This window comes from Paraburkholderia phymatum (genome assembly GCF_038900715.1).
GTDB classification, from domain to species: domain Bacteria; phylum Pseudomonadota; class Gammaproteobacteria; order Burkholderiales; family Burkholderiaceae; genus Paraburkholderia; species Paraburkholderia phymatum_A.
This window is the reverse complement of sequence record NZ_JAYMRZ010000034.1, coordinates 1-12199: the sequence shown is the minus strand read 5'-3', so window position 1 is coordinate 12199 and position 12199 is coordinate 1. Positions and strand designations below refer to the sequence as shown.

Sequence of the window (12199 nt, the reverse complement as noted above, 5' to 3'; positions counted from 1 at the left end):
ATCTGCCGAACCGTCATGCGATGAAGCGCGGCATCAGCCAGTTCGTGCGCAGGAAACTCGACTCGCTCGGTCTGCTCGCCCACGAGGCGGACGTCGCGCGCGCCCGCGCCGGAAGAACAGGCCGAGCGCAAGCCGCTGATGATCGTCGTGCTCGAATGGTTCAACGGCGGCCATTCGATCTATCGCACGCATTCGCGCACGATGCTCGCCGCGCGCGAGCGCTTCGAAGTCGTCGCATTCGGCGAGGCGCAGCACGTCGACGAAGCAGGCCGCGCCGTGTTCGACCGATTCATTCCGTTCGAGCATCCGGAATATGTCGGCGAGATCGTGCGGCAGGTGCAGAACTTCGCGCGCGACAATCCGCCCGCCGTGCTGTACATGCCGAGCGTCGGCATGTTCCCGCACACGATCTTCATGACGAACGTGCGCGTCGCGCCGCTACAGATCGCAGCGCTCGGCCATCCGGCGACGATGCACGCGTCGTGCATCGACTACGTGAGCGTCGAGGAAGATTTCGTCGGCGATCCCGCGTGCTTCAGCGAAAAGCTGATGCGCCTGCCGAAGGACGGCCAGCCGTATGTGCCGTCGAAACTGCTCACCGACATCACGCCTGGCATTCCCGAGCGCGGCGAGTTCATCGACATCGCCGTCACCGCGAGCGCGATGAAGCTCAATCCGCGCTTTCTCGGCGCGTGCCGGCGGATCATCGAAACGGCGGGGATTCCCGTGCGCTTCCATTTCATGACGTCGTGGGCCGAAGGTCTCGATATCGCCTACGTGCGCCGGCTGATCGAGGCGGCACTGCCGCGCGAAAACGTGCTGGTGTACGGCGGGATGGGCTATCCGGCCTACCTCAAGATCATCAATACGATGGACATGTTCGTGAGCCCGTTTCCGTTCGGCAATACGAACGGCATCGTCGATGCGCTCACGCTCGGTCTGCCCGGCGTCAATCTGTGCGGCGCCGAAGTCTTCGAGCATATCGACAGCGGCCTTTTCGGACGCGCGGGCATGCCCGCGTGGCTGACCACGCATTCGATCGACGAATACGTGCGCGCCGCCGTGCGGCTCGCCACGCAGCACGCCGAACGCGAGATGCTGCGGCGCCGGTTGATCGAAGAAAAGGCGGTCGAGCGGATTTTCGAGGGACGGCCCGAGGCGTTCGGCCGGATCGTGCAGGCGCTGGTAAATGCGCAACGGCAGGCAGACGCGCGCTGACGCATCGCCGCCAACTGTCCGCTCTCGAAACGGCCGGCCGCTCGTACAGCGTGCCGGCCTTTTTTTGATCACCACCGCAGCTTGTCGAAGCGCCGCGTGTACTGCAAGTCCATCCCCTGGAACGTGCCGCCGTACGCGGCCACCGACCAGTAGCGCGTCAGGTTCACGGTTGCCTTGATCGCGTTGCTCGCCGACTGCAGGCCCTGTTCATAGCCGATCACGAGCCACTCGCTGATCGCCTTCGACACCATCACGACCTGCGGATCGGTCAGCCCCACCTCGCTTCGGCCGATCGAGAATTCATCGAGCCCGAACTCCTGCGCGATGCGCTTGCCGCTGGCGCTGCCGAGCAGCGCAAGCGCCGTCGTCATCGTGCTCTGCTGGCCGACGTTGTTGCCCTGGTCGGTGCCGTGTCCAAACAGCAGCCACGAGAGCTTTTCGTTGTCCGGCACGCTCGGCTCCGACACCAGCTTCGCGACGGGCGACTGGATCGTGCCCGTCACCTGCACGCCTGCCTCGACCTGCTGGTTGCGGCGCATCGCGAGAATGTTGATGCCGGGATTCGCGACCGGCCCGTTGAACGTGAAGAAGCCGTTTTCGATGCCGAGCTTGCGGCCGAACGCCGTATAGGTCGAACCTTCCGTGACGCGCACGTTGCCGACCGCGCGCAGCGGCATGTTCGGCGCGCTCAACGCGGTGATCGTGCCGCGCAGGCCGACGTCCGCGCCCTGGCCGCGGAAGCGGAATTTCTGGCCCAGATCGATATCGATGTTCGCGCGCGGCGCAAACGCGCCGACCGGCTTGTTCGAATTGCCGGTTTCCTGCGGCTTGCCGCCCGCCACCGATCCATCCGCGCGCACGACCACGACATCGTCGCCGAGACGCGGCTCGCCCTTCTCGGGCATGTCGAACAACGCGTGATCGATGACGAACTTGCCGTTGATCGCGAGTCCGCCTTGTGCACCCGCATTCGCCACGCTTGCGCTGCCCGACATCGTCAGCTGCCGGTCCGGCGCTGCGAACAGTTCGAGCTTGTCCGCGATGATGTTCGCCGTCAGATCGGGCTCGGCGTTGTCGAGCCGCACGCGGCCCGTCGCGCGCAGCGTGCCCGACGCGCCATGAAACTCGACCTGCTGGAAATCGACGAGATTTTCGGAGAGCGCGATGTGCACCACGCCGTCCTTCAACTGCACGCCCTGGTCGACGAGCGTCGCCGACAGTCCGTCGCCGATCAGCGAGCCCGACAGGTTCGGCTTCGCGACCGTGCCGCCGAGCGCGAGCTTGAGCGCCAGATGGCCGTCGAGCAGATAGCTCGGCCCGAACAGCCCGCCCGTCGTCTTCAGCGACGGCACGTTCGCGTTGATGCTGCCCGTGAGCGGCCCTTCCTGATTGAGCGTCAGCACGCCGTCGCGCGGCACGAGCGTCGTATGCGCCGACGCGTCGACCACGCCGATGCGGCTCGCCAGCGCATGCACGGTCGCGTTCAGCTGATTGCCGCCGCTGAAGTCCGCGCGCACGGCGACGTCGCCGATGCCGACGGGCGCGTAGCCGCGCCCCACTTCGAGCGTGATGTCGCCGCCGCGCCGCTTCAGCTCGATATGACCCGTCGCCGTGTCGGCGAGCGCGAAGTCCCAGTTGCCGTCGAAGATGAGATCGGTTTTCAGCGTCGACGGCACGCCAGTGAACTCCTGGCGCAATTCGAGCATCCGCGCGACCGATACGCCCGTCAGCGTGCCCGCCGAACGGATGCGCCCGTGATCGAGCGCGAACGACTTCAGATCGAGCACCGCGCCTTCGAGCGTCAGCCGCGTCGCGCCGAGCGTCACGCGCTGGCCGCCCGCGCTCACGGTGAGCGGCGATTCCATGTTCAGCGCGGGCGTGCCCTTGTTCGACAGGCGCGTGACGGTGCCGTCCCAGTGCGTGCCGTCGCGCGCGTCGGTGAGCTTGCCGTTCGCAGCCAGCGCCAGGTCGAGCGGCCGGCCTTGCAGCGTGCCTTTCGCGGCGGCATCGAGCGTGTGTTTCGCGCGCGTGCCGTTCAGCCGCGCGGTGAGCGTGTTCAGCTCGACACCGGCCGTGCTGACGTCGCGCGCGTCCGTCGTGAAGACCATCGCGCCGTTCGCGCCATCGCGCAATTCGATGTGTCCTTCCGCGTGCCCGAGCTTGTTCGACGCGAACACGACGTTTTCCGCCTTGTAGTCGAGCGCGACATTCGGATGCTCGAACGTGCCCGTCACGTCGCCCTGCGCTGCGACGAGACCCGCGAGCCCGAAGCCGAGCCGTTCGAGATCGGGCGCGTCGACGTGAAAGCGCAGACGGTCGCCGCGCGCGCCGAAGCTGCCTTGCAGATCGACCTGATTGCCCGCGACGGAAAGATTCGCGCGGCTCGGCAGGATGCGCGAGCCGGCCAGTTGCACGGTGCCGCTGCCCGTCATCGGCAGGCCGTCGTAGACGCTTTCGCCGAGGCGGAACTCGGCTTTCGTCGTGAACACGGGGCCCAGCACGCCCGCCGCCGACAGCGTGCCGTTCACGCGCGCCTCGATCTTGCGCGACGCGGGGGCTTTCGCCGGTGAATGCGCCGCTGTTTTCGTGGGTGCCGTCGTGGGTGTTTTCGTGGGTGTTTTCGTGGGTGTTTTCGTGGGTGTTTTCGTGGGTGTTTTCGCCGACGCTTTCGACGACGCTTTCGTCGACGCCGTCGTCGGTGCCGTCGTGGGTACCTTCGTGGGCGATTCAGGCGCGCTCGTCGTGGTGTTGCGGCCTTTACCCGACTTGCCCTTTCCTGCGCCACCCTTGCCGGCCGGCGCCGCGCGCGACGGCGTTTGCGTGGTCAGCGTCAGCGGATCGAAATCCGTCAGCGTCGCCTTGAGGTTGTACGTGGAGTGCTCGTCGCGCTTGATCGCGCCGTTCAGGTCGATGCGGCCCTTGCCGGACGTGATGCGCACGTCGTTGAAGCTCGTGCGCGCCGGGTCCAGCGTGATCTTGCCTTGCGCGCGCAACGCCGATTTCGGATCGTTCAGGTCGAGCGTGACGCTTTGTATATCGTCGTTCAGCCGGATCGAAACGGGCCCGGCGAACTGCGTCGGGCGCACGCTCGCCTGCAACGCATTCAGGTCCAGCTTCGCCACTTGCAGATCGAACTGCCCGCGCTTGCCCGTCAGCGTGCCGCCGCCCGTCACGGTCGCGTCCTTCACGAGCCGCACGTTCAGGTTGGAGAGGCGCTGTGCCTGCGCGTCGAGCCTCACGTCGACATGCGCGTCGATCAACGGCAGCAGGTGCTGGTCGATCGAGCCGGGCTTCGCGTTCACGATCGACACCGCCCCTTGCACGGCGAAGGCGCGCGCGCCGGGCTGCGATGCCGGCGTGGGGGCGCTCGCTACGCTTGCCGGATGAGCGGAACTGGCGACGCTGGCGGGGCTCGCCGCCCTGGCCGAACTTGCGGTCGCCGCCGGACCCGCCACGCTCGCCGCACCCACGCTGCTGGCGCCGCTCGCCGCCTCACTCGCCGCCCCAAGCATTGGCTCATGCCCCGCCGCGTCGCGCTGTACGGGCTGCAACTCGGCACGCACGGCGAGATCGGCGAGCGGCGCGCCGGGTGCGAAAGCCTGCGGATTCACGTGATCGAAAGTGAGCGTCGCGCGCTGCAACGGCACATCGGCGAAAGGCGTCGCCTCGACGCGCGCATGGCCCGCCAGCTTCATCCCCGTTGCGTCGAGTTCGGCGACCAGCGTTTCGAGCGTGCCCGACAGATGCGCGCGCACCTGCACCGGCTCGTCGTTGACCTTGCCGGAATAGCCGGCGTCGCCCGTCAGCGGAAACGGCCGCACGCCGTCGAGCTTCGCCGCCGCCGTCACCGCGCCGAACGGCGTGTCGAGCCGGTCGACGGACGCCTCGTGATGCCGGCCGTCGCTGCGCCCGTGGAATTGCAGCCGCGCGTATTCGGACGTCGATCCGCCTTCGTGCAGGATCAGCCTGTCGACGCTCAGATTGCGCACGGCCAGTTGCAGCGGCACGCGCAGATCCTTGGGCAGGCTCATCGGCTCGGACTTCGACGTGGACGGCGCGATGCGTGCGTCGACCGTGCCGATGTGCAGATAATCGACGACGAAGCGCCAGGGCTTGTCGGACAGCGCCCATCGCCCGTCGATGCGGTCGATGCGGATATCGGTGCCGCTGCCGTCGAGGCTGCGCCAGCGCACGTCGCGCAGGTGCAGGCCCGTCGCGATCGCGCCGCCGTCGAGCTTGCCTTCGAGCTGCCCGTGCAGCAGCTTCACGGCCGCCTGCCACGCGTAAGCGGTGCCGCGCTCGGTGACGAACACGCCATACAGCGCGCCGCCGATCAGCGCGACGAGCACGACGGGCACGGTGATCCCCCAGACGATCGCCTTCCACAGCCGCCTGCCGCGGCGCGGCTTGTTTTCGGGCGGCGGCGTGCCGGACCCATCCGGGCCGCGAGGCGGCTCGCCGCCCGGCGGGTTGCCGCCTGGCGAGTTCTCTGATGGATTCGCGGATGGGTCCGTCGTCATGCTTGGGAATGGCTATCGGGTTCGGTGTGAGTTCAGTGGGAAATCAGAAGGCGATGCCGAGCGTCAGATAAGGCCGCACGCTCTTGTTGCGAATGCCATAGGCGAGATCGACGTTCACGGGACCGACGGGGCTGCGCCAGCGCGCGCCCACGCCGACGCCCGGATAGAAGACCTTTTCGCCCCAGGTATCGGTGGCCGTGCCGATGTCGAAGAACACCGCCGCGCCCCAGTCGCGGTTGAACCAGTGCTGATACTCGGACGTGCCCGTCACCAGGTACTTGGTCGGCAGAATCGAACCGCCGACGTTGTTACCGATACTCTGATATCCGTAGCCGCGCACCGAATTCGAGCCGCCCGCACGGAACAGCAGCGACGCCGGCACGCCGCTCGACGGTCCGCTCGTGAATACGCCGCCCAGCTCCGCGCGGAACAGGATCAGGTCGCGCACGCCGACGGGCACGTACTGCTGGCCGCGCGCATAGCCGCGAATGAAGGTCTGGTCGGTCAGGAAACCCTTTACCGCGAAGCCCGCCTCGACGTGCAGCAGGTTGCCCGAGCGCGGGAACAGCACATCGTCGGTATTGCGGCGCGTCCACGACCAGGCGGGCACGAGCGCGCGGCTCGTCGTCGGCGCCTGGATGTTCTGGTCCAGCCGGTCCTGGTAGTACAGGATCGAGTACGCGTAGTCGATGTACTGCGAGGTGCGCGTGCGCTGCACGCCCGCGCGCAGGCTGTAGATGCGCGTATCGGACACGTCCGTGCTGGTGTACGACACAATCGCGCTATTGGTCCAGCCACGGCGTCCGGGCGGCATCGCGAGCTTCACCTCGCCGTACTGCTGGATCTGGTCGAGCCGCCCGGCGACGGAAAACGGCCACGCCGCGCCGAACGTGTCGAGATACGAATACGAGCCCTGAATGTGCGCGCCCGTGTCCGTCGAATAGCCGACGCCGCCGCGCACGCTGTTGTACGGGTACTCGCTGACCTTCACGTGTACGGGCGTTTCGAGCGGCTTTTCCGTATCGTTGCCGACGTCGATCGCGACGCTCGCGTAGTACGGCGTGTTCTGCAACTGGCGCTGCAACTCCGTCACGCGCTGCACGTCGTAGACTTCGCCCGGCGAAATCGGATTGACGTTCTCGACGATGCGCTCCGGATAGCGCCGCGGCCCCGACACGTCAAGCTTGCCCATCGTGAAGGTCGGGCCGCTGTCGAAGGTGACGGACAGTTTCGCCTCGTGCGTGCGCGGGTCGACGCGCGCCTCGGAGCGCGCGATCTTCGCGCCCAGATAGCGGCGCGCCTGGAGCGCCTTCAGCGCCGCGTCCTTCGCGTCGTCCCAGTCCGACTGCGTGAACGGATCGCCTTCGTGCAGCGAGAAAGCAAAACGCGTCGCGTTTTCCTGCGTGGGGTCTTCCGTCAGCACCGGGCCGCGAAACGACAGCGAAATCGACGAGATCGTCGTGCGCGGGCCGGGATCGACGGAAACGTGCACCTCTTTTTTGTCGTCCACGGTGCGCACGTCGGTCCGCACGACGGGCGTGAAATAGCCTTGCGTCGAAGCGAGATCGCGCACCTGCTGCGGCGTCGCCGTCACGAGGAAATCGAACTGCTCGGCGGAGATGTCGTCGCGTTTCGCGAAGCGGGAAATGTCGAGATGCTCTTCAAGCAGCTTGCGCAGCGAGCGCGGCTCCGCCTCGACGTCGACCTTGAACGACGGCTTCGCGCGCGCGGCGTGGGCGTGCGAAGCCGTCAGCAGCAGCAGCACGCAGAGCCCGCATGACACGCACGCGCGCAGCAGCGCCGCCGCATACGATGCGTGGTGCATCGCGGCACGGTCTTGTACCTGGATTTCGGTGCGGCGTTTGCATGACCGCTCGATGGCCCACCCCGCCAAACACGACCTCCGGCTCTTGTTGACGATTTGTTGAAGAATGCCGACACCCGGCCAGTCAAGGCGCAGGGGAACCCCCGCTATTTGACCACATCGGCGCTGGCGCGCAATTTATCGAACGCGCGACGTCAGCCCGTGCAAACGCACCGTGACGCATGCCCGACGCATGTCACGGGTGCCCGCCTTGGACGTCACAGACCGCTCGCGGTTCCGCTGACTTTTCGCTTGACCTGCCCGGGCTTGCGGTAAAATCCTGTTCTGCATCGGCGGCCCCGCCTTCCAGGCCATCTTTCGGGCGCCGTCACCTTCATTCACGGACGTCGAGCCATGTATCAATCGGATATCACGCAGTTCCTGAACCAACTGAAGCAGCAAAAGCCCACTCTGGAGGAAGAGCAGCGTCGCGGCCGCTCACTCTTGTGGGACAAGCAGCCGATCGACCTCGACGAACGCGCGTCCAATCAGGCTGCGCGCGTAAAACAGACGCCGTACGTCTACTACCAGAACTTCTAAGTGACCACCGCCGACGAGGCCCGCGCCGCAACGGAAAAGTCCGACGCAGCGCTCGCCACGCCCGCTACCGACTCGACGCCCGACACCGTCGACGGCATCGCTTTCGCTCGCCTGTACGGCGAGCCGCTCTTCAAGCTGCCGCAGGACCTGTATATCCCGCCGGACGCCCTCGAAGTCTTTCTCGAGACCTTCGAAGGCCCGCTGGATCTGCTGCTGTACCTGATCCGCAAGCAGAACTTCAACGTGCTCGACATTCCGATGGCCGAAGTGACGGTCCAATACCTCGGCTATGTCGAACAGCTGCGCAAGACCAATCTCGAACTCGCGTCCGAATATCTGCTGATGGCGGCGATGCTGATCGAGATCAAGTCGCGCATGCTGCTACCCGTGAAGAAGGCGGACACGGGCGAGGAAGCGGAAGACCCGCGCGCCGAACTGGTGCGCCGCCTGCTCGAATACGAGCAGATGAAGCTCGCGGCGCAGCGCCTCGACCAGTTGCCGCAGCTCGGCCGCGACTTCCTGCGCGCCGAGGTGTACATCGAGCAGAGCATCTCGCCGCGCTTCCCGGACGTGAACACGGACGACCTGCGCGCCGCGTGGGCCGACGTGATCAAACGGGCCAAGCTCGTCCAGCATCACAAGATTTCGCGCGAGGAGTTGTCCGTGCGCGAGCACATGAGCGTGATCCTGCGCAAGCTGCAGAATGCGCGCTTCATGGAGTTTTCGGAGTTGTTCGACACGACGCGCGGCGTACCCGTCGTCGTCGTGAACTTTATTGCGATGCTCGAGCTGTCGCGTGAATCGTTGATCGAGATCACGCAGGCCGAGCCGTTCGCGCCGATTTACGTGCGGCTGGCTTACCTGCCGGCCTGACAGGCGGCGTCGTCGGCGCGGGGAACGAGCGTTGCGTCATACTCCCGCCGTAGCCGTCCGCGCACTTGCAGCAGGGCCTTCTGGGCGCTCCAACAGACGCGCTCCCGGCAGCGGCTGCGGCCCCAAAACCAGGGTCGAGATCCGGCGCCAGGCCAGGCGTTTACCCCCCGCCCGGATCTGGTGCACCACAACAACAAATCCACTACAATCCCGCGCTTTGAAGGCTTCAAAGCCGGCCCAGCCGGCTCTGCGTGGATATCACGAAAGCGCGCGACATTTCGCGCAAACGAGACAACCGCGAGCCATCCAACCGCCGTTAGCGGCCCGAATGGCTCACAACACCGCCCGATCATGAAAGTCATCAGCTCGATCCAGGAATTGCGCGACCAGTTGCGCGGCCAGAACCGCACCGCCTTCGTGCCGACGATGGGCAACCTGCACGAAGGGCATCTGTCGCTGATGCGCCTCGCGCGCCAGCACGGCGACCCGGTCGTGGCGAGCATCTTCGTGAACCGCCTGCAATTCGGCCCGAACGAAGACTTCGACAAATATCCGCGCACGCTCGAAGCGGACATCGAGAAGCTGCAAAAGGAAAACGTCTACGTGCTGTTCGCGCCGACGGAACGCGACATGTATCCGCAGCCGCAAGAATACCGCGTGCATCCGCCGCACGACCTCGGCGATATTCTCGAAGGCGAGTTCCGGCCTGGCTTCTTCACGGGCGTCTGCACGGTCGTGATGAAGCTGATGTCGTGCGTGCAGCCGCGCGTCGCCGTGTTCGGCAAGAAGGACTATCAGCAGCTGATGATCGTGCGCGCGATGACCGAGCAGTTTGCGCTGCCCACCGACATCATCGCCGCCGAAACCGTGCGCGACACCGACGGCCTCGCGCTCAGCTCGCGCAACCGCTATCTGAGCGAAGCCGAGCGCGCCGAAGCGCCGATGCTCGCGGTCACGCTCGGCCGCGTGCGCGAAGCCGTGCTGTCGGGCAGCCGCGATTTCGCGAAGCTGGAGCAGGAGGCGATGGCGTCGCTGGCTTCGCGCGGCTGGAAGCCGGACTACATCGCGATCCGCAAGCGCTCGAACCTGATCGCGCCTGCCGCGCACGAACTGGACGCGCCGCTCGTCGTGCTCGCCGCCGCGAAGCTCGGCGTGACGCGACTGATCGACAACCTCGAAATCTGAACTCAACCGCGGCGCCAGTTCGCGCTAGGGCAAGGCCAAACGCGGCCTCAAGTGGCCTCAAGTGGCCCCAAGCGGCCAGAGCGGTCAAAGCAGTAGCAACGCCAAAGGATTAGCCATGCAACGCAACATGCTGAAGTCGAAGATTCACCGCGCGGTGGTCACGCACTGCGAGCTGCACTACGAAGGCTCGTGCGCGATCGACGAAAACCTGCTGGAAGCGGCGAACATCGTCGAGAACGAGCGCATCGACATCTGGAACATCAACAACGGCGAGCGCTTTTCGACGTATGCGATCAAGGGCGAGCGCGGCAGCGGCATGATTTCGCTGAACGGCTCGGCGGCGCGGCGCGCGCAACTGGGCGATCTCGTGATCATCGCGGCGTTCGCGAACGTCGACGAAGAAGAGCTGAAGGCGGGCTGGAAGCCGGATCTCGTGTTCGTCGACGAAAACAACGCTATCAAGGGCAGCCGCGATCACGTGCCGACGCAAAGCTGGACCTGATCTGGTCGCCAGCGACGGGGCTGGCAACAAAGGTGGCAACGAAGGCTGAAGCGGCTATCGGATCGAAAAGCCGCGTTCAGCCTTTCTTCCCGCTCCCCTTCCCGCCCGAGCCTTTCCCGTTGAGCCACGCGGTGATCGACTGCCACTGCTCCAGGTCTTTCTCGACGCGGCTTTTCGCGACGTCCCACAGCGTCAGGCCGTGCGCCGCCAGTTGCACGTAGTTCTGCGTATCGCGCAGGTAGCCGAGCACGGGCAGATCCAGTCCCTCGACAAAGCGATGCAGCTGGTCCGCCGACTTCGTGCGCGCATCCACGCGCATGCCGACCACGCCGATCTCGATCGCGCCTTTGCGCACGGCCTTTTCCTTCGCGAGCCGCTCGAGAAATTCCTTGGTCGCGAGAATGTCGAAGATCGACGGCTGCAGCGGCACGATCACCTTGTCCGCGAGCGACAGCGCCACGTTCAGCCGGTTGCCGTGCAGCCCGGCGGGCGTATCGACGACAGCCTGCTCGAGACCCTTGGGCGGCTTGGCAGGCGCGTCCGGATCGACGTGCCACGTTTCGATGGCCGGCAGCGTTTCCGGGCGCAGATCGAGCCACGCATGCGCGGACTGCTGCCGGTCGAGATCGGCGAGCGCGACCCATTGGCCCTCAGCCGCGAAATAGCCAGCCAGATTGGTCGACAGTGTGCTCTTGCCCACACCGCCCTTTGGATTCGCCACCACGATCACCGTCATGAATTCTCCCGGGAAGATGGCTGGCGCTGCCAGCCGGTTTGCCGCTCGACTTCCGGCCCGCCCGCGCTGCGCGGCCCGTTGATACGGCATGGGCGCTTTGGCTCGGTGTGGGCCGATTATTCCAGCCGTTGATAATATCGGCAAAACCTGTCGCGTCGAAGTCCCTACGCATCCGAGGGACGCTTCCCTCCCTTTTTTCGAGAGTACCAGGATTATGAGCAAACTGCGCAGCGATTACACGATCGACCGGCTCCATGAGCGCCAGAAAGGCACGCTGCCCGGCTTGCTGGGCGTGCGCGTGATCGACCTCGCCGAAAGCACGCTGACGGCCGAGCTGACCGTGCGCAGCGAGCTTCTCGCGCCGAACGGCTTCCTGCACGCGGCCACCGTGATCGGTCTCGCCGATACCGCGTGCGGCTACGCGTGCCTCGCGCATCTGCCCGACAACGCGCGCAATTTCACGACGGTCGAGCTGAAGAGCAACTTCCTCGGGACGTCGACGGAAGGAACGATCCGCGCGGTCGTGAAGGGCGTGCATCTGGGGCGCAGCACCCAGGTGTGGGACGCGACGGTGACTGATCCGAACGGCAAGACGATGGCGCTGTTCCGGTGTACGCAAATGGTGCTGTACTAATGAGATTGACCCGCAAGAACGGACACCTATTCTTTTTCAAGAGGAGGTGCCGAAATGGGCAAGACTCGTACGCCGTACCCGACAGAATTTCGGGCGCAGATGGTGGAACTGGTCAGGGCCGGACGCA

General features: G+C 65.8%; 9 protein-coding genes. 6 read left to right on the top strand and 3 right to left on the bottom strand.

The annotated features are described in order from the left end of the window. The first annotated feature begins 138 nt into the window (after positions 1 to 138). Positions 139 to 1218, top strand: coding sequence for a hypothetical protein (locus tag VSR68_RS38345; RefSeq protein WP_342944732.1), 1080 nt, complete (start codon positions 139 to 141; stop codon positions 1216 to 1218). A 68-nt stretch (positions 1219 to 1286) separates the two neighbouring features. Here VSR68_RS38345 and VSR68_RS38340 read toward each other — a convergent pair whose 3' ends face one another. Both VSR68_RS38340 and VSR68_RS38335 read right to left on the bottom strand, forming a co-directional pair. Then, positions 1287 to 5738 (bottom strand): translocation/assembly module TamB domain-containing protein, encoded by a 4452-nt coding sequence (locus tag VSR68_RS38340; RefSeq protein WP_342944731.1) that lies wholly within the window; start codon positions 5736 to 5738, stop codon positions 1287 to 1289. A gap of 43 nt (positions 5739 to 5781) precedes the next feature. Next, positions 5782 to 7563 (bottom strand): autotransporter assembly complex protein TamA, encoded by a 1782-nt coding sequence (locus VSR68_RS38335; RefSeq protein ID WP_428983683.1) that lies wholly within the window; start codon positions 7561 to 7563, stop codon positions 5782 to 5784. Positions 7564 to 7956: 393 nt separating this feature from the next. Here VSR68_RS38335 and VSR68_RS38330 point away from each other — a divergent pair, with 393 nt between their 5' ends. The 4 genes from VSR68_RS38330 (at position 7957) to panD (ending at position 10702) form a co-directional block, all read left to right on the top strand. Next, positions 7957 to 8142, top strand: coding sequence for a DUF3460 family protein (locus VSR68_RS38330; RefSeq protein WP_342944729.1), 186 nt, complete (start codon positions 7957 to 7959; stop codon positions 8140 to 8142). Next, on the top strand, positions 8143 to 9015 hold the full coding sequence (locus VSR68_RS38325) for a ScpA family protein (protein WP_342944728.1): 873 nt from the start codon (positions 8143 to 8145) through the stop codon (positions 9013 to 9015). A 351-nt stretch (positions 9016 to 9366) separates the two neighbouring features. Further along, positions 9367 to 10200: a pantoate--beta-alanine ligase gene (panC, locus tag VSR68_RS38320; RefSeq protein ID WP_342944727.1), complete on the top strand. Its 834-nt coding sequence runs from the start codon at positions 9367 to 9369 to the stop codon at positions 10198 to 10200. Between the two features lie 115 nt (positions 10201 to 10315). Beyond that, complete coding sequence (gene panD, locus VSR68_RS38315; protein ID WP_201659202.1) at positions 10316 to 10702, top strand: aspartate 1-decarboxylase; 387 nt, start codon at positions 10316 to 10318, stop codon at positions 10700 to 10702. A 76-nt stretch (positions 10703 to 10778) separates the two neighbouring features. Here the strand turns inward: panD and VSR68_RS38310 are convergent, their stop codons facing one another. After that, positions 10779 to 11438 carry a ParA family protein gene (locus tag VSR68_RS38310; RefSeq protein WP_342944726.1) on the bottom strand — a complete coding sequence of 220 codons (660 nt, stop codon included), beginning with the start codon at positions 11436 to 11438 and terminating at the stop codon, positions 10779 to 10781. A gap of 214 nt (positions 11439 to 11652) precedes the next feature. Here VSR68_RS38310 and VSR68_RS38305 point away from each other — a divergent pair, with 214 nt between their 5' ends. Continuing rightward, positions 11653 to 12072 carry a PaaI family thioesterase gene (locus VSR68_RS38305; protein WP_342944725.1) on the top strand — a complete coding sequence of 140 codons (420 nt, stop codon included), beginning with the start codon at positions 11653 to 11655 and terminating at the stop codon, positions 12070 to 12072. Positions 12073 to 12199 lie beyond the last annotated feature (127 nt).